General features: G+C 65.8%; 20 protein-coding genes. 4 read left to right on the top strand and 16 right to left on the bottom strand.

All coding sequences use genetic code 11. The features are described 5' to 3' along the window. Nucleotides 1–64: 64 nt before the first annotated feature. Both lysS and DIE16_RS19900 read left to right on the top strand, forming a co-directional pair. The gene (lysS, locus tag DIE16_RS19895) at nucleotides 65–1,591 is read left to right on the top strand and encodes a lysine--tRNA ligase (protein WP_124488307.1); all 1,527 of its coding nucleotides are present in this window, start codon (nucleotides 65–67) and stop codon (nucleotides 1,589–1,591) included. 346 nt (nucleotides 1,592–1,937) lie between these two features. Beyond that, a complete protein-coding gene (locus tag DIE16_RS19900) occupies nucleotides 1,938–2,693 on the top strand; it encodes a glycine zipper 2TM domain-containing protein (RefSeq protein WP_124522148.1) in 756 nt (251 codons plus the stop codon). A gap of 126 nt (nucleotides 2,694–2,819) precedes the next feature. Here the strand turns inward: DIE16_RS19900 and iscX are convergent, their stop codons facing one another. The 12 genes from iscX to DIE16_RS19960 form a co-directional block, all read right to left on the bottom strand. Next, nucleotides 2,820–3,029, bottom strand: coding sequence for a Fe-S cluster assembly protein IscX (iscX, locus tag DIE16_RS19905; protein ID WP_040144569.1), 210 nt, complete (start codon nucleotides 3,027–3,029; stop codon nucleotides 2,820–2,822). 44 nt (nucleotides 3,030–3,073) lie between these two features. Continuing rightward, a complete protein-coding gene (gene fdx / locus DIE16_RS19910; RefSeq protein WP_040144570.1) occupies nucleotides 3,074–3,415 on the bottom strand; it encodes an ISC system 2Fe-2S type ferredoxin in 342 nt (113 codons plus the stop codon). An 88-nt stretch (nucleotides 3,416–3,503) separates the two neighbouring features. Then, nucleotides 3,504–5,372: a Fe-S protein assembly chaperone HscA gene (gene hscA, locus DIE16_RS19915; protein WP_044848190.1), complete on the bottom strand. Its 1,869-nt coding sequence runs from the start codon at nucleotides 5,370–5,372 to the stop codon at nucleotides 3,504–3,506. A gap of 54 nt (nucleotides 5,373–5,426) precedes the next feature. Next, the gene (gene hscB, locus DIE16_RS19920) at nucleotides 5,427–5,954 is read right to left on the bottom strand and encodes a Fe-S protein assembly co-chaperone HscB (protein ID WP_044848201.1); all 528 of its coding nucleotides are present in this window, start codon (nucleotides 5,952–5,954) and stop codon (nucleotides 5,427–5,429) included. A gap of 94 nt (nucleotides 5,955–6,048) precedes the next feature. After that, nucleotides 6,049–6,372: an iron-sulfur cluster assembly protein IscA gene (gene iscA / locus DIE16_RS19925; RefSeq protein ID WP_011885413.1), complete on the bottom strand. Its 324-nt coding sequence runs from the start codon at nucleotides 6,370–6,372 to the stop codon at nucleotides 6,049–6,051. A gap of 64 nt (nucleotides 6,373–6,436) precedes the next feature. Further along, nucleotides 6,437–6,844, bottom strand: coding sequence for a Fe-S cluster assembly scaffold IscU (iscU, locus tag DIE16_RS19930; protein ID WP_009691729.1), 408 nt, complete (start codon nucleotides 6,842–6,844; stop codon nucleotides 6,437–6,439). Between the two features lie 68 nt (nucleotides 6,845–6,912). Continuing rightward, on the bottom strand, nucleotides 6,913–8,136 hold the full coding sequence (locus DIE16_RS19935; RefSeq protein ID WP_044848191.1) for an IscS subfamily cysteine desulfurase: 1,224 nt from the start codon (nucleotides 8,134–8,136) through the stop codon (nucleotides 6,913–6,915). Nucleotides 8,137–8,199: 63 nt separating this feature from the next. Beyond that, entirely contained in the window at nucleotides 8,200–8,739 is a 540-nt protein-coding gene (iscR, locus tag DIE16_RS19940) for a Fe-S cluster assembly transcriptional regulator IscR (RefSeq protein WP_006760276.1), read from the bottom strand. 117 nt (nucleotides 8,740–8,856) lie between these two features. Next, complete coding sequence (locus DIE16_RS19945) at nucleotides 8,857–9,339, bottom strand: low molecular weight protein-tyrosine-phosphatase (RefSeq protein ID WP_124488311.1); 483 nt, start codon at nucleotides 9,337–9,339, stop codon at nucleotides 8,857–8,859. A gap of 101 nt (nucleotides 9,340–9,440) precedes the next feature. Beyond that, the gene (locus tag DIE16_RS19950) at nucleotides 9,441–9,668 is read right to left on the bottom strand and encodes a hypothetical protein (protein WP_044848193.1); all 228 of its coding nucleotides are present in this window, start codon (nucleotides 9,666–9,668) and stop codon (nucleotides 9,441–9,443) included. 127 nt (nucleotides 9,669–9,795) lie between these two features. After that, complete coding sequence (locus DIE16_RS19955; RefSeq protein WP_044848194.1) at nucleotides 9,796–11,208, bottom strand: lactate utilization protein B; 1,413 nt, start codon at nucleotides 11,206–11,208, stop codon at nucleotides 9,796–9,798. Nucleotides 11,209–11,243: 35 nt separating this feature from the next. Further along, nucleotides 11,244–11,966 carry a (Fe-S)-binding protein gene (locus tag DIE16_RS19960; protein WP_044848195.1) on the bottom strand — a complete coding sequence of 241 codons (723 nt, stop codon included), beginning with the start codon at nucleotides 11,964–11,966 and terminating at the stop codon, nucleotides 11,244–11,246. Nucleotides 11,967–12,148: 182 nt separating this feature from the next. Here DIE16_RS19960 and DIE16_RS19965 point away from each other — a divergent pair, with 182 nt between their 5' ends. Next, on the top strand, nucleotides 12,149–12,958 hold the full coding sequence (locus DIE16_RS19965) for an IclR family transcriptional regulator (protein ID WP_124488314.1): 810 nt from the start codon (nucleotides 12,149–12,151) through the stop codon (nucleotides 12,956–12,958). Between the two features lie 99 nt (nucleotides 12,959–13,057). Here the strand turns inward: DIE16_RS19965 and pbpG are convergent, their stop codons facing one another. After that, nucleotides 13,058–14,209: a D-alanyl-D-alanine endopeptidase gene (pbpG, locus tag DIE16_RS19970; protein ID WP_044848196.1), complete on the bottom strand. Its 1,152-nt coding sequence runs from the start codon at nucleotides 14,207–14,209 to the stop codon at nucleotides 13,058–13,060. Nucleotides 14,210–14,864: 655 nt separating this feature from the next. Here pbpG and DIE16_RS19975 point away from each other — a divergent pair. Further along, nucleotides 14,865–15,431 (top strand): phasin family protein, encoded by a 567-nt coding sequence (locus tag DIE16_RS19975; RefSeq protein ID WP_044848197.1) that lies wholly within the window; start codon nucleotides 14,865–14,867, stop codon nucleotides 15,429–15,431. Between the two features lie 207 nt (nucleotides 15,432–15,638). Here DIE16_RS19975 and lpdA read toward each other — a convergent pair whose 3' ends face one another. The 3 genes from lpdA to aceE all read right to left on the bottom strand — a co-directional run bounded on the left by lpdA (nucleotide 15,639) and on the right by aceE (nucleotide 22,102). Next, nucleotides 15,639–17,408, bottom strand: a complete 1,770-nt coding sequence (gene lpdA, locus DIE16_RS19980) for a dihydrolipoyl dehydrogenase (protein ID WP_124488315.1) — start codon at nucleotides 17,406–17,408, stop codon at nucleotides 15,639–15,641. A gap of 274 nt (nucleotides 17,409–17,682) precedes the next feature. Then, nucleotides 17,683–19,335, bottom strand: coding sequence for a dihydrolipoyllysine-residue acetyltransferase (gene aceF, locus DIE16_RS19990; protein ID WP_124488316.1), 1,653 nt, complete (start codon nucleotides 19,333–19,335; stop codon nucleotides 17,683–17,685). A gap of 70 nt (nucleotides 19,336–19,405) precedes the next feature. Continuing rightward, nucleotides 19,406–22,102 (bottom strand): pyruvate dehydrogenase (acetyl-transferring), homodimeric type, encoded by a 2,697-nt coding sequence (aceE, locus tag DIE16_RS19995; RefSeq protein ID WP_044849249.1) that lies wholly within the window; start codon nucleotides 22,100–22,102, stop codon nucleotides 19,406–19,408. Nucleotides 22,103–22,140: the final 38 nt, after the last annotated feature.

Here is a 22,140-nt window from a genome sequence, read left to right on the forward strand (position 1 = left end):
CGGCCCCTCCGGTCGCGCCGCCCTTCCCGTTGCGTTGCCGCACCCACTCCGAATTCCGACCATCATGACCGAACCGACCCAAACGCAGCCCGCCGTCGCGGCGGACGAAAACCAGATCATCGCCGAGCGCCGCGAGAAGCTGCGCGCACTGCGCGAGCAAGGCGTCGCCTATCCGAACGATTTCCGGCCGACGCATCACGCCGCCGATCTCCAGGTGAAATTCGCCGACTCGGACAAGGCCGCGCTCGAAGCGAACCCGGTCGAGGTGTCGGTCGCCGGCCGCATGATGCTCAAGCGCGTGATGGGCAAGGCGAGCTTCGCGACGGTGCAGGACGGTTCGGGCCAGATCCAGTTCTTCGTGACGCCGAACGACGTCGGCGCGGAAACCTACGACGCATTCAAGAAGTGGGACCTGGGCGACATCGTCGCCGCACGCGGCGTGCTGTTCCGCACCAACAAGGGCGAGCTGTCGGTCCAGTGCAAGGAACTGCGCCTGCTGTCGAAGGCGCTGCGTCCGCTGCCGGACAAGTTCCACGGCCTCGCCGACCAGGAAATGCGCTATCGCCAGCGCTATGTCGACCTGATCGTCACGCCGGAAACGCGCGACACGTTCCGCGCGCGCACCAAGACCATCGCGTCGATCCGCAAGTTCATGGACAACGCCGACTTCATGGAAGTCGAGACGCCGATGCTGCACCCGATCCCGGGCGGCGCCGCGGCCAAGCCGTTCGTCACGCACCACAACGCGCTCGACATGCAGATGTTCCTGCGCATCGCGCCGGAGCTGTACCTGAAGCGCCTGATCGTCGGCGGTTTCGAACGCGTGTTCGAGATCAACCGCAACTTCCGGAATGAAGGCGTGTCGCCGCGCCACAACCCGGAATTCACGATGATGGAGTTCTACGCCGCGTACACCGACTACCGCTGGCTGATGGACTTCACCGAGCAGCTGATCCGCCAGGCGGCGATCGATGCGCTCGGCACCGCGACGATCCAGTACCAGGGCCGCGAGCTCGATCTCGCGAAGCCGTTCCACCGCCTGACGATCACGCAGGCGATCCAGAAGTACGCGCCGCAGTACACCGACGGCCAGCTGTCGGACGACGCGTTCCTGCGTTCCGAACTGAAGCGCCTCGGCGTCGACGTGTCGCAGCCGGCCTTCCTGAACGCCGGCATCGGCGCGCTGCAGCTCGCGTTGTTCGAGGAAACCGCCGAATCGCAGCTGTGGGAGCCGACCTACATCATCGACTACCCGGTCGAAGTGTCGCCGCTCGCACGCGCGTCGGACACGGTGCCGGGCATCACCGAGCGTTTCGAGCTGTTCATGACCGGCCGCGAGATCGCGAACGGCTTCTCGGAGCTGAACGATCCGGAAGACCAGGCCGCGCGCTTCAAGAAGCAGGTCGAGCAGAAGGATGCCGGCGACGAGGAAGCGATGTTCTTCGACGCCGACTACATCCGCGCGCTCGAACACGGGATGCCGCCGACGGGCGGTTGCGGGATCGGCATCGACCGTCTCGTGATGCTGCTGACCGACAGCCCGACGATCCGCGACGTGCTGCTGTTCCCGCACCTGCGCCGCGAAGACTGACGGCCGTGCCCGCGTGTGCGCCGCGCCCTGCGGCGCGCACGCGTCAGCTTTGTAACCACGCGTAAATCCCGCCTGCCGGCGTTCACCGGTTTTCGATCCTCCCCCGTTTTATTCCCTCGTCGCGACGGCCTTCTCCGGGTTTTCCCTGTAGCAAACGCCGATCCCGCGCTGCAATTCGTTACACCTTGATACGGTGCGTCGCTCGCTCGTGGACGACACTCCTGTTGCGTCACCACGCATGACCACGGGACCAGAACGAGGCGCCGGAACGCCAAGTCTGCTCGCTCCCGAGCGTGGGATCCGGCCAGCGCCAACGTGCGAAACCGGGTCGACACCGGAGAAGAAAATGGACAACCAGAATCAAACCACGCCGCAAAAGCAACGCCTGCACCCGCTCATCGCGACCGCCGCAGGCGCCGTCATCGTCGCCAGCCTCGCCGCCACTGCCGCGATCACGGGCATCTTCCCGAAGGCCAGCAGCAACAACGCGCAGAACGGCCAGACCCAGGCCGCGCTGATCGCGTCGCAGCCGGCCGTCGATACGGCCGCGGCAGCCAGCGCCGCGCTCGCCGCGCAAGCGCAGCAGCAGGCAGCCGAACAGGCCGCGCAGAAGGCTGCGGCCGAGAAAGCCGCTGCTGAGAAGGCGGCTGCGGCACAAGCCGAGCCGCGGCCCGCGCCGCGCCCGGCAGCCACGCACCACCGCCATACGCCGGCACCGCAACCGCCGCAATACGCGCAACAGCCGTCCGCACCCGCGCAGCCGGCCTATTGCCAGACCTGCGGCACGGTCGTCGCGATCACGCAGACGCGCACGCCGGGCCAGAGCTCGGGGATCGGCGCGGTCGGCGGCGCAGCGGCCGGCGGCCTGCTCGGCAACCAGTTCGGTCACGGCAACGGCCGCACCGCGATGACGATCATCGGCGCGCTCGGCGGCGGTCTCGCCGGCAACCAGGTCGAGAAGCAGGTGCGCGCGGAAACCGACTACCAGGTGCAGGTCCAGATGGAAAGCGGCGCGACGCGCACGTTCACGTACCACAACCCGCCGCCGTTCGGCCAGGGCCAGCGCGTGCGGATCGAGAACGGCACGCTGGTCGGCTCGTAATGCATGACGAATCGCCGCGCGGCTCTTGCGCCGCGCGGAAATGAAAAAGGCTCGTGACGCGTCACGAGCCTTTTTCATTTGCGGGAGCGTTGCCGGCGCCACGCGGTGCGGGCGTCGGCGCGAACCTCAGTCTTCGTCGTCGAAGTCCGATTCGTCGATCCAGTGAGCCTGGATCGCTTCGAGGATCTTCTCGCCCGAGTGCGCCGGGTCGTCGGTGAAGCCGTCCAGCTCGATGACCCATTGGCGCAGGTCGACGAAATTGATCCGCTGCGGATCGACGTCCGGATGCTTGTCTGCCAGCGCGATGGCGATTTCGCGCGAATCGGTCCATTTCATGGCCTGCTCTCCCGTATACGTGGCGAGTCCGCCCCGCCGATCCGTCAGTGATTTTCCTTCGCGTGGTTGATCGAGTACTTCGGGATCTCGACCACCAGGTCCGAATCTTCCTTCACGATCGCCTGGCACGACAGGCGCGATGTCGGCTCGAGGCCCCACGCCTTGTCGAGCAGGTCGTCTTCGTCCTCCTCGGACGGCTCGAGATCGTTGAAGCCCTCGCGGATCACCACGTGGCAGGTCGTGCAGGCGCACGACTTCTCGCACGCATGCTCGATCTCGATGCCGTTGTCGAGCAGGTTGTCGCAAATACTCTTGCCGGGCGTCGCGTCGATCACTGCGCCGTCCGGGCACAGTTCGACGTGAGGCAGCACCACCAGTTGAGGCATGTCCGTTCCGTCAGTCAGGGTGCGGCGGCTGGCGCCGCACGGTTCAATATCGTGCGGGCCGTCGCCGGCCCGCATGCAGTTCGTTCGTTCAGATCTCGTCGAGGCGGCGGCCCGACAGTGCGCGCTTGATGCTCTTGTCCATCCGGCGCGCCGCGAATTCGTCGGTGCCGTCGGCCAGCGTCTTGGTCGCAGTCTCGATCGCGTCCGTGTCGTCGCCCTGCGCGATCGTGCGCAGCGCCGCGACGAGCGCGTCGACCTGCGTGCGTTCGGCGTCGTCGAGCAATTCGCCGTCGGCCGCCAGCGCCGCCTGCGTCGCCTCGATCATCCGCTCGGCCTCGACCTGCGCTTCGCGCAGCGCGCGTGCCCGCATGTCGATCTCGGCGGTCTTGAAGCTGTCCTCGAGCATCTTCGCGATGTCGTCGTCGGCGAGGCCGTACGACGGCTTCACGACGACCGACGCCTCGACGCCCGAATGCTGCTCGCGCGCGAACACCGACAGCAGCCCGTCCGCATCGACCTGGTAGGTCACGCGGATGCGCGCCGCACCGGCCGTCATCGGCGGGATGCCGCGCAGCTCGAAGCGCGCGAGCGAGCGGCAGTCGGCGACGAGCTCGCGCTCGCCCTGCACGACGTGGATCGCCATCGCGGTCTGGCCGTCCTTGAAGGTCGTGAATTCCTGCGCACGCGCGATCGGAATCGTCGAATTGCGCGGAATGATCTTCTCGACGAGACCACCCATCGTCTCGACGCCGAGCGACAGCGGGATCACGTCGAGCAGCAGCCAGTCGTCGCCGCTGCCGCGATTGCCGGCGAGCAGGTCGGCCTGGATCGCCGCACCGAGCGCGACGACCTGGTCCGGATCGAGGTTGACGAGCGGCGGCTGGCCGAAATACTTCGCGACCGCCTCGCGGATCACCGGCATGCGCGTCGCGCCGCCGACCAGCACGACGCCCTTGATGTCGGCCGGGCTCACCTGCGCATCGCGCAGGGCCTTGCGGGTCGGCGTCAGCGTACGCTGCACGAGCGGCTCGACGAGCGCGGCGAACGTGTCGTGCGAGATCGTCTGCACGAGGTGTGCACCGGTCGACAGCGTCACGTCGAGCGACGCCTGCGGCGCGGACGACAGCGCTTCCTTCAGCACGCGCACGCGATCGAGCAGCAGGCGCACGTCCTCGGGCGCGAGCGCCTTCGCGTCGATGCCGGCCTGCGCAAGTACGTGACCGAACAGCGCGTGGTCGAAATCGTCGCCGCCGAGTGCGGAATCGCCGCCCGCGGCCAGCACTTCGAATACGCCCTTCGTCAGCTTCAGGATCGACAGGTCGAACGTGCCGCCGCCGAGGTCGTACACCGCGTAGAGGCCTTCGGCCGCGTTGTCGAGACCGTAGGCGATCGCAGCCGCGGTCGGTTCGTTCAACAGGCGCAGCACGTTGAGGCCCGCGAGGCGCGCGGCGTCTTTCGTCGCCTGGCGCTGCGCGTCGTCGAAGTACGCGGGCACCGTGATCACCGCGCCGACCAGGTCGTCGCCGAGCGTGTCTTCCGCACGGTAACGCAGCGTCGCGAGAATCTCGGCCGACACTTCGACCGGGCTCTTCACGCCGTCGATCGTACGGATCTGCACCATGCCGGGTGCATCGACGAATTCGTACGGCGCGTTCGCCGCGCCTTCGACCTCGGCCTTGCCGCGGCCCATGAAGCGCTTGACCGACACGATCGTGTTGCGCGGATCGGTCGCGGCCTGCTCCTTCGCTTCGTGACCGATGCGGCGGCCGCCCTTCTCCAGATAACGGACCACCGACGGCAGCAGCGCGCGGCCCGCTTCGTCCGGCAGCACTTCGGGCACGCTGTTGCGCACGGCCGCGACGAGCGAGTTCGTCGTGCCGAGATCGATCCCGACAGCGAGTCGCCGCTGGTGCGGCGCCGGCGCCATGCCCGGTTCGGAAATTTGCAGTAAAGCCATCTTGGTTCGTTCGGGCGCTCGGCCCGTTTGCTGCGCGTGCCGCGAGGCACGCGGTTAAGTTTCGAGGCGCTCGATCTGCGCGCCCACTTCCGACGCGACCCGTTCGATGAACATCAGCTGGCGCACGGCCTCGGCGGCGGCCTGGTCGGCCGCGCTGTCGAGCAGCGTGCCGAGGCGCTCGAGGCGCACGCGCTTTTCGTCGCGCAGCTCGGCGAGCAGCGCATCGAGCGCGTCGACGTTGCGGGCAGCCGCGGCATCCTCGATGCCTTCGCGCCACTCCATCTGCTGCATCAGGAACGCGGGCTCCATCGCGGTGTTGTTTTCGGCACCGATGTCGACGCCGCGCAGCGACAGCAAATAGGTCGCGCGCTTCAGCGGATCGCGCAGCGTGCGGTAGGCTTCGTTCGCACGGGTCGCCCATTGCATCGCGATGCGCTTTTGCGCGTCGCCGGCCGCCGCGAAGCGGTCCGGGTGCACCTGCGTCTGCACCGTGCGATAGGCGCTGTCGAGCGCCGTCTCGTCGAGCGCGAATTGCGCCGGCAGGTGAAACAGATCGAAGTGGCTGTCTTTCAGCGAAACCATCGTCGCGTTCAATTCCGGTTCGTCGCGCGGCAAACGCCGCACATTAAAAAGGCGGCCCGTGCCGCCTCTTGCCCGCATCGCGCGGAAACCCGCGTCACACGCGGAACGATTCGCCGCAGCCGCACTCGTCCTTCACGTTCGGGTTGTTGAACTTGAACCCCTCGTTCAGGCCTTCGCGTGCGAAGTCGAGCTCGGTGCCGTCGATGTACGCGAGGCTCTTCGGGTCGACGACGACCTTCACGCCATGGCTCTCGAACACCTGATCCTCGGGAGCCAGCTCGTCGACATACTCGAGCTTGTACGCGAGCCCCGAGCACCCGGTCGTGCGAACGCCAAGCCGCAGGCCCACACCCTTGCCGCGACGGACGAGGTATTTCTGGACGTGCTGTGCTGCTTTTTCGGTCAGTGTAATTGCCATGATGTCCTTGCCGCGGCGCGCCACCCGGGCCCGCCGCGATCCTTCACAAGCCGCTCGATGCCGCTCAGGCAGCTGCCTGATCGCCTTCCTTGGTGTCGTGGCGCTTCTTGTAGTCGGCCACGGCTGCCTTGATCGCGTCTTCCGCGAGAATCGAGCAGTGAATCTTCACCGGCGGCAGGGCCAGCTCTTCGGCGATCTGCGTGTTCTTGATCGACAGTGCCTCGTCGAGGGTCTTGCCCTTCACCCACTCGGTCACGAGCGAGCTCGACGCGATGGCCGAACCGCAGCCGTACGTCTTGAACTTCGCGTCTTCGATCACGCCGTCCGCGCCGACGCGGATCTGCAGCTTCATCACGTCGCCGCAGGCCGGCGCGCCGACCATGCCCGTGCCGACCGCGTCGTCGTCTTTCGCGAACGAACCGACGTTACGCGGGTTTTCGTAGTGATCCAGAACCTTGTTGCTGTATGACATGACTCAAACTCCTTGACTCGTTACGTCTGCGTGCGCAAATCCGCCCGCGAATGTATTCAATGCGGTGTTCAGTGTGCGGCCCATTCGATCGTCGACAGATCGATACCTTCCTGGTGCATTTCCCAGAGCGGCGACAGTTCGCGCAGCTTCGCGATCTTGCTGTTCAGCAGGTTGATCACGAAGTCGACGTCCTGCTCCGTCGTGAAGCGGCCGACCGTGAAGCGGATCGAGCTGTGCGCGAGTTCGTCGTTGCGGCCGAGTGCACGCAGCACGTACGACGGCTCCAGCGACGCCGACGTGCAAGCCGAGCCCGACGATACCGCGACGTCCTTGATCGCCATGATCAGCGACTCGCCTTCGACGAAGTTGAAGCTGATGTTCAGGTTGTGCGGCACACGGTGCTCCATGTCGCCGTTCACGTACGTTTCCTCGATCTGCGACAGGCCGCGCAGCAGCTTGTCGCGCAGCATGCGAATGCGCTCGTTCTCGGTCGCCATTTCTTCACGCGCGATGCGGAACGCTTCGCCCATGCCGACGATCTGGTGCGTCGCCAGCGTGCCCGAACGCATCCCGCGCTCGTGGCCGCCGCCGTGCATCTGCGCTTCGATGCGCACGCGCGGCTTGCGACGCACGTACAGCGCGCCGATGCCCTTCGGGCCGTAGGTCTTGTGCGCCGAGAACGACATCAGGTCGACCTTCAGCTTCGCGAGGTCGATCTCGACCTTGCCGGTCGACTGTGCGGCGTCCACGTGGAACACGATGCCCTTCTCGCGGCAGATCTCGCCGATCGTCTCGATGTCCTGAATCACGCCGATCTCGTTGTTCACGTGCATCACGGATACGAGGATCGTGTCCGGGCGCAGCGCGGCCTTGAACACGTCGAGGTCGATCAGGCCGTCTTCCTTCACGTCGAGATAGGTGACTTCGAAGCCGTCGCGCTCGAGCTCGCGGCAGGTGTCGAGCACGGCCTTGTGCTCGGTCTTCACCGTGACGATGTGCTTGCCCTTGCCCTTGTAGAAGTTCGCGGCACCCTTGATCGCAAGGTTGTCCGATTCCGTTGCGCCGGACGTCCAGATGATCTCGCGCGGATCCGCGTTCACGAGCGCAGCCACCTGTTCGCGCGCTTCCTCGACCGCGCGCTCGGCATCCCAGCCGTACGCGTGGCTGCGCGATGCCGGGTTGCCGAACTGCTCGCGCAGGTACGGCACCATCTTGTCGACCACGCGCGGGTCGACCGGCGTCGTCGCGCTGTAATCCATGTAGATGGGCAGGTGGAGAGTCTCTTGGGTCATCTGTCGCTCCGGGTATTCTGTGCAGGGACTATGTGCGTTATGGGGTGTGCGGCGCGTTCGCGCTCACGAACTCGCGATGTTGAACACCGAATTGGGACCGAGCGGCATCGTGCGCACCGGTTCGGCCGGCGCCGCGGCGGGCTCCGGCGCGCGCCGGTCGCGCAGCACCGCGGGCGCGCCCTCGCGTGCGCGCTGCTGATCGACGAGATCCTGCAGCGATACCGAATCGAGGTATTCGACCATTTTCTGGTTCAGGGTCGACCACAGCTCGTGCGTCATGCAATGGCCGTCGGGCTGCTTCGAGCCGTCGCACGTGCCTTTGCCGCCGCACTGCGTGGCGTCGAGCGGTTCATCGACCGCGATGATGATGTCGGCGACGGTGACGTCCTGCGCGCGACGCGCGAGGTTGTAGCCGCCGCCCGGGCCGCGCACGGATTCGACGATTTCATGCCTGCGCAGCTTGCCGAACAGCTGTTCGAGATACGAGAGCGAAATCCGCTGGCGCTGGCTGATGCCTGCAAGCGTCACCGGGCCCTGCTCCTGGCGCAGTGCCAAGTCAATCATCGCCGTGACGGCGAAACGGCCTTTGGTGGTGAGTCTCATGGTGTCTAGGGGACTGCAATCTTGACGATTTTGGTCAAGTATAAATATTTGACGTTTTTAGTCAAGTATCCATGTCTTCGACAGGGTATTCGCAGACCGCTGAATACCCCGCCACGATCAGCGTGCGGTACCGCTCCGGAGGGTGTCCAGCAGGCCCGCGCACGCGCGCTCGACCTGGTCGAGCACCTGTTCGAAGCCCTGCGCGCCGCCGAAATAAGGATCGGCCACTTCGGTCCCGGCCGCGCCCGGCGCGAATTCCATCAGGAGGCGCACCTTGTCGCGATGCCCAGGCGGGCAGCGCCGCCGCAATTCCGCGAGATTGGCTTCGTCCATCGCCAGCAGCAGGTCGAACCGCTCGAAATCCGCCGCGCTCACCTGCCGCGCCCGCAGCGCCGACAGGTCGTAGCCGCGGGTGCGGGCCGCCGCCTGCGCGCGCGTGTCGGGCGGCTCGCCGACGTGCCAGTCGCCGGTACCGGCCGAATCGACCTCGATCCGGTCGGCCAGCCCGGCCGCGTCCACCTGGTGGCGCATCACGCCTTCTGCAGTGGGCGAACGGCAGATATTGCCGAGACAGACGAAACAGATCGCAACGCGGGTCATCGCACTATCGGAAAGCCGCGGCGAGCCGCGCGGGAGAAGAACGCGCCATTATACAAAGGCGCCCGGAATCGCGCCGCCGCGCGAAGCGACGGCGGCGTGCCTTACAGCGCCTTGGGTGCGGCGAGCACGACGTCGCCGGATGCGGCCGGCAGCGGTTTCGCCGCGTCGTCGACCAGCCCGAACGACACCGCGCGCGCGAGTTCCGCCGATGCCTGATGAACGGCGATCGGTCCGCGCGCCGGCGCGTCGGCCATCGCGTGCAGATAAGCGGCCGCGGCGAGCGGAACGACGATTGCCAGCGGCCAGTACATCGATATTGTCTTTTTCATGATGCGGCTCCTTGACCTCATGCCCCGAAACCCGATTCCGGGGACTACAGGCAGGATTCTATAGACCGCACCTATCAAGATAAATACATGAATAGCGAACGCACTGTTGCCACCCGATGAACAGTCGTCAGCCCAGGTGGCTTTGCGAGGCCGCGTACAGTTCGCGGAACGTCCGGCCGGTCGGCGTCGGCATGTCGCGCGTGTCCATCCAGCCGCCCATCATCGGCAGGCGCCGCAGCGTGCCGCCGTTGCCGCCCAGCCGCTCGAGGATCCGTACCGCGAGCTTGGTCGTCAGCGCGTAAAGGAGCGGCCGGCGCGCGACAAAGCCCCACGCGGCGAGCGCGGCGCGCTCGCGCCACGGCCGCAGGTGCCGCTCGACCTGTTTCTCGCGCAGCGTGCGCAGCAGGTGCGACAGCGGGATTCCGGCCGGGCACACGCTGTCGCATTCGCCGCACAGCGTCGCGGCCTGCGGCAGGTCGAGCGCACGGTCGATCCCGACGTAGCTCGGCGTCAATACCGACCCCATCGGGCCCGGATAGACCCATCCGTACGCGTGCCCGCCGACCTTCTGGTAAACCGGGCAATGGTTCATGCACGCGCCGCAGCGGATGCAGCGCAGCATCTCCTGGAATTCGCCGCCGATCAGGCCCGTGCGGCCGCCGTCGACGAGCACCACGTAGTTGTGTTCCGGGCCGTCCTCGTCGCCGGGGCCACGCGGCCCGGTCAGCACCGAGAAGTAGTTCGAGGTCTTCTGGCCGGTCGCCGAGCGCGGCAGCAGACGCATCGCGGTCGCGAGATCCTCGAGCGTCGGCAGCACCTTCTCGATGCCCGTCACCGCGACATGCACGCGCGGCATCACCGTGCACATCCCTTCGTTGCCTTCGTTCGTGACGAGCGCAACCGACCCCGTCTCGGCGATCACGAAGTTGCCGCCCGTCACGCCCATGTCGGCCGACAGGAAATGCGGGCGCAGCACCTCGCGCGCCTCGCGCGTCATGTCCGGAATCTCGGTCAGCCGCTCCCGGTGGTGCGTGCGCGCGAACAGGTCGGCGATCTCGTCCTTGTCCTTGTGCACGACGGGCGCGATGATGTGGCTCGGCGGCTCGTTGTCGTTGATCTGCAGGATGTATTCACCGAGGTCCGTCTCGATCGACTGCACGCCCATCTCGGCAAGCACCGCGTTCAGGCGCATTTCCTCGGACACCATCGACTTCGTCTTGATGACCTTCTTCACGTCGTGGCGCCGCGCGATGTCGGCGACGAGCCGCGCGGCGTCCGCGGTCGTTTCCGCGAACAGTACCGTCGTGCCGCGCCGCGTCGCTTCGCGCTCGAACGCCTCGAGCCACACGTCGAGGTTCTCCAGCGCACGGTTGCGGCGCGCCTTCAGCGCGGCGCGCGTCGCCTGGAAGTCGATCGCGGTCATCGCATCGGCGCGCGCGGACACGAACTTCGTCGACAGCTTCTTCAGGTTCTGCTGCAGGCGCTGGTCGGCCAGCTTCTGGCCGGCGCGCGCCTTGAAATGCATCGATTGAACTTGCATCGCGGTATCGAGGAAAAGTAGGCGGGAACCGGGCGTCAGACGTCGCCCGCCAGCACCTGCGCGACGTGCAGCACGCGGGTGTCGCGGTCGCCCGTGCGGCGCAACCGCCCTTCGATGTTCAGCATGCAGCCGAGATCGCCGAGCACGACGGCACCCGCACCGGACGCGCGCACGTTCGCGCACTTTTCGTCCGCGATGGCCGCCGAAATGTCGCCGTACTTGACCGCGAACGTGCCGCCGAAGCCGCAGCAGTGCTCGCAGTCCTTCATCTCGGTGACGGCCACGCCGCGCTGCGCGAGCAGCGCGCGCGGCTGCGCCTTCACGCCGAGCTCGCGCAGGCCCGAGCATGAGTCGTGATAGGTGACGGGCCCCGTGAATTCGCCGGGGGCGAGCGTCACCTTCGCGACGTTCGCGAGGAAATCGGTCAGTTCGTAGACTTTCTGCTGGAATCGCGCATAGCGCCCCATCAGTTCGGGGTCGTCGCGGAACAGGTCGCCGTAGTGCGCGCGGATCATGCCGCCACACGAGCCCGACGGCGCGACGACGTAATCGAACTGCTCGAACTCGCGCAGCGTCTTTTCGGCGAGATCCCGTGCGAGCGCGCGGTCGCCCGAGTTGTAGGCCGGCTGGCCGCAGCAGGTTTGCGCGGGCGGCACGAACACCTCGTAGCCGGCTTCGCGAATCAGTTTCAGCGCGGAAAAGCCGATTTCCGGACGCATCAGGTCGACCAGGCAGGTCACGAACAAACCGACTCGCATACGCGCTCCTTCGAGAAAACGGCTCTCATTATCCGCCGTTTGGCCGGCAAGACCAACGCCGGCACGCGCGCAAGTGCGCGATGCCGGAAACGAGGACTTCCTCGAACGGCGTTCGCTTTTTTCACGATACGAGATACAATCGACGCAACACCGCTTGACGCGTCAACCGATTCTCCCCCGACATGAGCCAACCCACCCCGGATTCCAAAACGTCGATCCAGGTGATCGAACGCATGATGCGGCTGCTGGACGCGCTCGCCGCGCACAGCGACCCCGTCAGCCTGAAAGAGCTTGCGCAGCGCACGGAGCTGCATCCGTCGACCGCACACCGCATCCTCAACGACATGGTGACCTGCCGCCTCGTCGACCGCTCCGATCCCGGCACCTACCGGCTCGGCATGCGGCTGCTCGAGCTCGGCAACCTCGTGAAGGCGCGCCTGTCGGTACGCGACGCTGCGCTGATGCCGATGCGCGAATTGCATCGCCTGACCGGCCAGACCGTGAACCTGTCGGTGCGTCAGGGCGACGAAATCGTCTATATCGAGCGCGCGTATTCCGAGCGCTCGGGGATGCAGGTCGTCCGCGCAATCGGCGGCCGCGCGCCGCTGCATCTGACGTCGGTCGGCAAGCTGTTTCTCGCGGTCGACGAAACCTCGCGCGTGCGCGCCTATGCGACGCGCACCGGGCTGTCCGGCCATACGCAGAACAGCATCACCGACATCGCGAAGCTCGAGCGCGAGCTGACACTCGTGCGCCAGCAATCGTGCGCGCGGGACAACGAGGAACTGGAGCTGGGCGTGCGCTGCATCGCGGCCGGCATCTACGACGACTCGGGCAAGCTCGTCGCGGGCCTGTCGCTGTCGGCCCCGGCGGACCGCCTGCAGGACGCGTGGCTCGGCCAGCTGAGCCGCACCGCGCTGACCATCTCGGAATCGCTCGGCTACCGGCCCGCGCCCACGAAGGATGCCGAAGGGCTGCAACGGCACGCGTGAGCCGCGCCGCCCGCCGCATGGCGCCGGATGAAAAAAAGCCCCGCATCGCGGGGCTTTTTCTTTGCGGCGATCGGCACGGCGCGAACCGCCGTGACACGCTCAGGTGCCGCCGTTCGCCGTATTGGCGGCCGTCAGGCGCTCGCCGCCGCCGGCGTCGAGCCAGTTGCGCAGGCGTGCCGCGTCGGCGAAGCGCGAATACTTGCCGAACGAATCCAGCAGCACCATCACCATCGGCCGGCCATGGATCGTCGCCTGCATCACGAGACATTCGCCCGCCTCGTTGATGAAGCCCGTCTTCTGCAGACCGATGTCCCACGAGCCGTTGCCGCGGATCAGCGCGTTCGTGCTGTTGTAGACCAGGTTGCGCTTGCCCGTATTGACGTCGTACGTGCGGTCGGTCGAGAACTGCCGGATCATCGGGTACTGGTACGCCGCGTTGACCATCTTCACGAGGTCGCGTGCGCTCGACACATTCGAGCTCGACAGGCCCGTCGAATTCTCGAAGTGGGTGTCGTTCATGCCCAGCGACTTCGCCTTCGCGTTCATCGCGGCGATGAACGCCGGACGGCCGCCCGGGTAGTAGCGCGACAGCGCGGCGGCCGCGCGGTTTTCCGACGCCATCAGCGCGATGTGCAGCATGTCCTCGCGCGACAGCACCGAGCCGACCGACAGGCGCGAACCCGTGCCCTTCTCGTAGTCGCGGTCTTCGTCGGTGACTTCGATCTGGTCGGTCATCGGTGACTTCGAGTCGAGCACGACCATCGCCGTCATCAGCTTCGAGATCGATGCGATCGGCACGACGGCGAGCGAATTCTTGTCGAACAGCGGCTCGCCGGTGTTCTGGTCGACGACGTACGCGACGCTCGAGCGCAGCGCGAGCGCGTCCGGCGTGTCGTGCAGGCCGAATGCCTGGCCGACCGTCGGGCGACGCGGCTGGAACGCGACCTTGCGCACCGCGCCGCGATGGCCGTGCACGTTCGACGCGAGCGTCGCGCGCTTGCGCGATGCCTTCGGCGCATCGGCCGACGCGACGTTGGCGGATTTCGCGGAGGCGGCCTTCACCGTCCGCTTCTTTTCCGAAGAAGTGGAAGCGGCTTTCTTGGCGGCCTGGTGGGTCTTCGCAGTGGCGGCAAAGGCGTCAGCGGGCGCGACGGACGCGGCGGTCGCCAGCAAGGCGACGGCGACCGACACAGCCGTGCCGAGCGTCATGCTCTGCAACAATCTGCGCGGTGAAAACGATTCGGCTTTCATTGGGGTCTGGACAAAGCGGGCGGGGTTTCCGCAAGTGTAGTTAAAGCTGAAAAAAAGAGCAATATTAGGCACTTACCGATCGTCGTTAAACCGGAATGTAAGGGTCGACCAACGATGACTCGATCAACCCTCGCGCTCCCATCGAAAAAATTCATGGGATGCGCCGCCCGACAGTACCCGTCTCCCGAATTACCACGCGGTTAATTGAGATAACGTCACTTTGGCGACGAATTAAAGCGGGGAAAGTACGTATCCGGCGTTCGGTGTACCAGGCACCGGTCTTGACCGCGGCGGCGGCACATCGCCACGGCATGCGCATCGCGAAACGGCGCGCTTTTCGACAGGAACAGAAGCATAACGTTCCACATGCCTGTCAGGTTTACCTGTGCATGATCACGGTGCGGCGCGCCTGCCCCGGCCAAGTGCGCACCATGTGGGAACACGTCTGAAACCGATTCCGAACCGGCCGCGATAACCCGTTGTTTTATCGATAATTTGTCGTGATTGTGCAATGCACAAAAAGTGCTTGACAAGACTTTTCTCTGCCCTAAAATATGACTCATTGCTGCGTTGCACAAAGCACGCGGCGCCGAGGTTCCCCATCGTAGTGCCCTTTATCCCTGCGATCGACGTGATCGCTTTTCAGGAGCTTGACATGTCCTTGCTGACCCCCGAGCAAATCGCCGCCGCACAGAAAGCCAACCTCGAAAGCCTGTTCGGTCTGACGACCAAGGCGTTCGAAGGCGTCGAAAAGCTGATCGAACTCAACCTGCAGGTCGTGAAGTCGACGCTGACCGAAAGCCAGGAAAACGCGCAGCGCCTGCTGTCGGTGAAGGACGCACAGGAACTGATCGCGCTGCAAGCGAGCCTGTCGCAGCCGGTCGCGGAAAAGGTGCTGTCGTACAGCCGTCACCTGTATGAAATCGCGTCGTCGACGCAAGCCGAGTTCGCGAAGGTTGCCGAAGCGCAATTCGAAGAGCAGAACAAGAAGGTCCAGGCACTCGTCGACAACGTCGCGAAGAACGCTCCGGCCGGTTCGGAAACGGCTGTCGCCGCACTGAAGTCGGCACTGAACGCTGCGAACACGACGTACGAAACGGTCCAGAAGGCTGCCAAGCAAGCCGTCGAGATCGCCGAAACGAACTTCAACGCGGCTGCCGCTGTCGCGACGAAGGCTGCGAGCGCTGCTGCATCGCGCCGTTCGAGCAAGCCGGCCGCGTAAGCGTCCCCTGCTCCTGAAAAAGCCGCGCACTGCGCGGCTTTTTTGTTTCCGGCGACGGAACATCCGGGCATCCGGGCGGCGCCGGTGCGGTGGCGCGGCACGGGCCGGGCACTGCCGTCGGCCGCGGGCAAAAGAAAACGCCGCCGTCCGGGTACCCGGGCGGCGGCGTTTTTCGTGGCCGGCGCGAGGCCGGCCGAGCCGATTGCGTTACTTCTTGCGTTGCGGCGGCAGGTCCGTACAGACGCCTTCGTACAGTTCCGCGGCCATGCCGACCGATTCGCCGAGCGTCGGGTGCGGATGGATCGTCTTGCCGATATCTTCCGCGTCCGCGCCCATCTCGACGGCGAGACACACTTCGCTGATCAGGTCGCCCGCGTTCAGGCCGACGATCCCCCCGCCGATCACGCGATGGGTTTCCTCGTCGAAGATCAGTTTCGTGAAGCCTTCGTCGCGGCCGTTCGCGATCGCGCGGCCCGATGCGGCCCACGGGAACACGGCCTTGCCGTACTTGATGCCTTCGGCCTTGCACTGGTCTTCCGTCTTGCCGGCCCACGCCACTTCCGGATCGGTGTACGCCACCGACGGGATCTGCAGCGCGTCGAAGTACGCCTTTTCGCCGTGCGCGGCTTCCGCTGCGACGTGGCCTTCATGCACGGCCTTGTGCGCGAGCATCGGCTGGCCGACGATGTCGCCGATCGCGAAGATGTGCGGGACGTTCGTGCGCATCTGCTTGTCGACGTCGATGAAGCCGCGGTCGGTGACCGCGACGCCGGCCTTGTCGGCACCGATCTTCTTGCCGTTCGGGCTGCGGCCCACCGCCACCAGCACGAGGTCGTAGCGCTGCGCTTCTGCCGGCGCCTTCTCGCCCTCGAACTTCACGTAGATGCCGTCTTCCTTCGCTTCCGCGCCGACCGTCTTGGTCTTCAGCATCACGTTGCCGAAGCGCTTCGCGTTGTACTTTTCCCAGACCTTCACGAGATCGCGGTCCGCGCCCATCATCAGGCCGTCCATCATTTCGACGACGTCGATCTCGGCGCCGAGCGTCGCGTACACAGTCGCCATTTCGAGGCCGATGATGCCGCCGCCGATCACGAGCATGCGCTTGGGCAGCTGGCGCAGTTCGAGCGCGCCCGTCGAATCGACGACGCGCGGGTCTTCCGGCATGAACGGCAGCTTCACGGCCTGCGAGCCGGCGGCGATGATTGCCTGCTTGAACTTGACGACCTTCTTGCCGTTCTCGCCCTGCACTTCCATGTGATACGGATCGACAAACGCGCCGACGCCGGTGACCACTTCGACCTTGCGCGCCTTCGCCATGCCGGCGAGGCCCGTCGTCAGCTTCTTGACGACGCCGCCCTTGAAGTCGCGCAGCTTGTCGAGATCGACTTCCGGCTTGCCGAACGAGATGCCGTGCGACGCGAGCGCCGCGGCTTCGTCGATGACGAGCGCCGTGTGCAGCAGCGCCTTCGACGGGATACAGCCGACGTTCAGGCAGACGCCGCCGAGCGTCGAGTAACGTTCGACGAGCACCGTCTTCATGCCGAGGTCGGCTGCGCGGAATGCGGCCGAGTAGCCGCCGGGGCCGGCACCGAGCACGAGCATGTCGCATTCGATGTCGGCGGAGCCGCTGTAGCTGCCGGCTTGCGGAGCGACGGCCGGGGCGGCGGCGGGCGCGGCGGCCGGAGCCGGTGCTGCGGCCTTTGCGGGTTCGGCTGCTTTCGCGGGCGCGGCTGCGCCTGCCGCTGCTTCGACGATGGCGATCACGGTGCCTTGCGAGACTTTCTCGCCGGCCTTGACCTTGACTTCCTTGACCGTGCCGGCGACGTCGCTGGGCACTTCCATGGAGGCTTTGTCCGATTCGAGCGTGATGAGCGTCTGCTCTTTTTCGATCACGTCGCCCGGCTTCACGTTGACTTCGATGACATCGACGCCGCTGAAATCGCCGATATCCGGAACCTTGACTTCGATGAGACTCATGTACGTCCCCTTCTTGTTTGGCTGCTGACAGAGGGAGAGGATTCGCGCGCTGCTGAACTACGGCCTGACTGGAGAACGCGAACCCGGGCAGAACCACCTTTGCCGTCCGCCCAAGGACGCGCCTTTCTTTTGGTTACTTTTCTTTGGAAGACAAAGAAAAGTGACCGCCGCCCCGCGCAGGGGCGACGCTGATTGACCGTCAAGCAAACAAGTTCAACGACGGGGCATGGATCACCGACATGGAACCCACGCCCCTGCGAAAACCCTCAGCTCATCAAAGAATGATGCGACGGAAATCGGCCAGCAACGCGCCGAGATACGCATTGAACCGCGCGGCTTCCGCGCCATCGATGACGCGATGGTCATACGACAGCGACAGCGGCAGCGTGAGCCGAGGCACGAACTGCTTGCCGTCCCACACCGGCTTCATCTGCCCGCGCGACAACCCGAGGATCGCGACTTCCGGCGCGTTGATGATCGGCGTGAAGTTGGTGCCGCCGATCCCGCCGAGCGACGAGATCGAGAAGCAGCCGCCCTGCATCTGGTCCGGCTTCAGCTTGCCGTCGCGCGCGGCCTTCGACAACTCGGCCATTTCCTTCGCGATGTCGACAAGGCCCTTCTTGTCCGCGTCGCGGATCACCGGCACGACGAGGCCGTTCGGCGTGTCCGCGGCAAAACCGACGTGGTAGTACTGCTTGAACACCAGGTTGTCGCCGTCGAGGCTCGCGTTGAAGGTCGGGAACTTCTTCAGCGCGGCGACGACCGCCTTGATCACGAATGCGAGCATCGTGAACTTCACGCCCGCCTTCTCGTGCTCCTTGTTCAGCTGTACGCGCAGCGCTTCGAGCTCGGTGATGTCCGCTTCGTCGTTGTTCGTGACGTGCGGGATCATCACCCAGTTGCGATGCAGGTTCGCGCCCGAGATCTTCTTGATGCGCGACAGCGGCTTCGCCTCGAACGGGCCGAACTTCGAGAAGTCGACCTTCGGCCACGGCAGCAGGTTCAGCTCGCCGCCGCCTGCCGGCGCGGCTGCCGCGGCCGGTGCCGCGCGCTGGCCCGTCATCACGCCCTTCACGAAGCCGGTGATGTCGTCCTTCGTGATGCGGCCCTTCGGACCAGTACCCTGAACGCGTGCGACTTCCACGCCGAGCTCGCGCGCGAACTTGCGCACGGACGGCGATGCGTGGCTCGCGCGGTACTCGCCCGACGTTGCGGCGGCCGGCGCGGCAGCAGCCGGAGCCGGTGCAGCCTTCGCGGGTGCCGGTGCGGCGGCGGGTGCCGGCGCGGCAGCGGCCGGAGCCGGCGCGCTCGCCTGCGGCGCGGCGGCAGGCGCGCCGCCAGCGGCGTCGAGCAGCACGATCAGCGTGCCTTCGGACACCGAATCGCCCACCTTGACCTTGATTTCCTTCACGACGCCGGCGGCCGGGCTCGGCACGTCCATCGTCGCCTTGTCGGACTCGAGCGTGACGAGCGATTGCTCCTTCTCGACCGTGTCGCCAACCTTCACGCCGATCTCGATCACCGGGACGTCCTTGTAGTCGCCGATGTCGGGCACCTTCACCTCGAGCGTGCCGCCCGACGTGGCCGGCGCGGCAGCCGGCGCTGCCGCAGCCGGCGCGGGTGCGGGCGCTGCCGCCGGAGCCGGTGCGGCTGCCGGCGCGGCCGCACCATTCACCTGCGCCGCGGCGCCGCCTTCGAGCAGGACGATCAGCGAGCCTTCCGACACGGAATCGCCCACCTTGATCTTCACTTCCTTGACCGTGCCGGCTGCCGGGCTCGGGACGTCCATCGTCGCCTTGTCCGACTCGAGCGTGACGAGCGACTGCTCGGGCTCGACCGTGTCACCCACCTTCACGAGCACCTCGATGACGGGCACGTCCTTGTAATCGCCGATATCCGGCACCTTCACTTCGATCGCTTGACTCATCTTTTTGTGTCTCCATGGCCGCGCGCGCCCCTCCCGGAAGCGGCGCGCGGCATCACACGGCGCGTGTGCGTTAAACGGTCATCGGGTTGGGCTTGGACGGATCGAGGTTGTACTTGGCAATCGCGTCCGCGACCACCTTGCGCTCGATCGTGCCTTCGTCGGCCAGCGCGTTCAGCGCGGCGACGGTGACCCAGTGACGGTCGACTTCGAAGAAGTGACGCAGCTTCTCGCGGGTGTCCGAACGACCGAAGCCGTCCGTGCCCAGCACGACGAAGCGGCGATCGATCTGGCCGCGGATCTGGTCGACCAGCGCGCGCACGTAGTCGGTCGACGCGATGACCGGACCCTGCGTGTCCTTCAGGCACTTCTGCACGTGCGACAGGCGACGCTCCTCGGTCGGATGGAGCAGGTTCCAGCGCTCGATCTCGTGGCCTTCACGCGCGAGTTCGGTGAAGCTCGGCACGCTCCACAGGTCGGCCGCGACGCCCCAGTCGTTCTTCAGCAGGTCGGCGGCAGCGATCACTTCGTTGAAGATCGTGCCCGCGCCGAGCAATTGCACGCGCGGCGCCTTCGCGTCCGCGTCGGCCTTCTTGAACGCGTACATGCCCTTGATGATGTCGGCCGCCACGTGCTCGCCCTGCGGAATCGCCGGGTGCTCGTAGTTCTCGTTCATCACCGTGATGTAGTAGTACACGTCTTCCTGCTCCTGCACCATGCGGCGCAGGCCGTCCTGGACGATCACCGCGAGTTCGTAGCCGAACGTCGGGTCGTAGCTGATGCAGTTCGGCACCGATGCGGCCCACAGGAGCGAGTGACCGTCTTCGTGCTGCAGGCCTTCGCCGTTCAGCGTCGTGCGGCCCGCGGTACCGCCGAGCAGGAAGCCGCGCGAGCGCATGTCGCCCGCCGCCCATGCCAGGTCGCCGATCCGCTGGAAGCCGAACATCGAATAGAAGATGTAGAACGGCACCATGATCTCGCCGTGCGTCGAATACGACGTCGCCGCCGCGATCCAGTCGCACATGCCGCCCGCTTCGTTGATGCCTTCCTGCAGGATCTGGCCGGTTTCCGATTCCTTGTAGAACATCAGCTGGTCGGAATCTTCCGGCACGTACTTCTGGCCTTCCTGGTTCCAGATACCGATCTGGCGGAACAGGCCTTCCATGCCGAACGTACGCGATTCGTCCGGGACGATCGGCACGACGCGCTTGCCGAGCGCCTTGTCCTTCAGCAGGATGTTCAGGATCCGCACGAACGCCATCGTCGTCGAGATCTCGCGGCCTTCGCCCGTGCCCTTCAGCAGCGGCTCGAATGCGTCGAGCGCCGGCACCGGCAGCGACGTCGCCTTCTCGCGGCGATGCGGCAGGTAGCCGCCGAGGTCCATGCGCTTCTGGCGCATGTATTCGAGTTCCTTCGAGCCTTCCTCGAACTTCAGGTACGGCACGTCGGCGATCTGCTCGTCGGTGATCGGCAGGCGGAACTGGTCACGGAACTTCTTCAGTTGCTCGACCGGCAGCTTCTTCTGCTGGTGCGTGATGTTCATCGCCTGGCCCGACTCGCCCATCCCGTAGCCCTTGATGGTCTTCGCGAGGATGACGGTCGGCGCGCCCTTCGTGTTGGTCGCTTCGTGGAACGCCGCGTAGATCTTGTGCGGATCGTGGCCGCCGCGGTTCAGCGCCCAGATGTCGTCGTCCGACCAGTCGGCGACGAGCGCCTTCAGTTCAGGCGTGTTGAAGAAGTGTTCGCGTACGAACGCGCCCGACTCCGACTTGTACGTCTGGTATTCGCCGTCGACGACTTCCATCATGCGGCGCATCAGCGCGCCCGTCTTGTCGCGGGCGAACAGCGCATCCCAGCGGCTGCCCCAGATGACCTTGATCACGTTCCAGCCGGCGCCGCGGAATTCCGATTCCAGTTCCTGGATGATCTTGCCGTTGCCGCGCACCGGGCCGTCGAGACGCTGCAGGTTGCAGTTGATCACGAACACGAGGTTGTCGAGCTTCTCGCGGCTCGCCATGCCGATCGCGCCGAGCGATTCCGGCTCGTCCGTCTCGCCGTCGCCGAGGAACGCCCAGACCTTGCGGCCGGCGGTCTTCGCGATGCCGCGCGATTCCAGGTACTTCATGAAGCGTGCCTGGTAGATCGCCATGATCGGGCCGAGACCCATCGACACCGTCGGGAACTGCCAGAAGTCCGGCATCAGCCACGGGTGCGGGTACGACGAGATGCCCTTGCCGTCGACTTCCTGGCGGAAGTTGTCGAGCTGCTCTTCCGACAGGCGGCCGAGCAGGAACGCGCGCGAGTACACGCCCGGCGACGAGTGGCCCTGCACGAACACGAGGTCGCCGCCGTGCTGGTCGGACGCCGCGTGCCAGAAGTGGTTGTAGCCGACGTCATAGAGCGTCGCGGCCGATGCGAACGACGCGATGTGCCCGCCGACGTTCGTGTCCTTGCCGGCGCGCAGCACCATCGCCAGCGCGTTCCAGCGCGTGTACGAACGGATGCGGTGCTCGAGGTCCTGGTCGCCCGGAATCTTCGCCTGGGCTTCGACCGGGATCGTGTTGATGTACGGGGTGTTGGCGGAGAACGGCAGGTGTTCGCCGTGCATGCGGGCGAACTCGATCTGCTTTTCGATCAGGTAATGCGCGCGGCCGGTGCCCACCGAGGAGATCACGCCGTCGAGCGACTCGAGCCATTCAACGGTTTCTTGCGGGTCGTCGTCACGTTCGGCGGCGACATATTTCATCACTTCGTTCGGTACAGCGGACATTCTCGTCTCCTGGGTCCTGGAATGTGAGGATCGCTCTC

It is taken from the genome of Burkholderia sp. Bp9090, assembly GCF_003857985.1.
GTDB lineage: Bacteria > Pseudomonadota > Gammaproteobacteria > Burkholderiales > Burkholderiaceae > Burkholderia.